The sequence below is a fragment of the Virgibacillus sp. 7505 genome (assembly GCF_002272135.1).
In the GTDB taxonomy this organism is placed as follows: Bacteria; Bacillota; Bacilli; order Bacillales; family Amphibacillaceae; genus Terribacillus.
Map to the genome: position 1 here is coordinate 1 of NZ_NPBF01000360.1, position 227 is coordinate 227.

Genomic DNA, 227 nt, shown 5'->3' on the forward strand with positions numbered 1-227 from the left:
GTTTACACCAGCATTGGCTAGTTTTTCTAACAACGTTGACACCTCTGGCTTTTGAAAATAGGAGACAATCGAGTCCGCCATTTTCTCGCCAATCTCATTTACGGCAAGCAATTGTTCAAACGTTGCCTCTTGGAGCCGTTCCATTGTTTCAAACTCATATGCTAGCGTCTTCGCTGCCTTGGCACCGACAAACCGGATGCCGAGCCCAAACAACAGCCGTTCAAGTG

General features: G+C 47.6%; 1 protein-coding gene. It reads right to left on the reverse strand.

Going from position 1 to position 227, the window contains the following annotated elements; translation table 11 throughout:
• On the reverse strand, positions 1 to 227 hold a 227-nt coding region (locus CHH91_RS19330), incomplete at both ends, for a helix-hairpin-helix domain-containing protein (protein ID WP_286160864.1).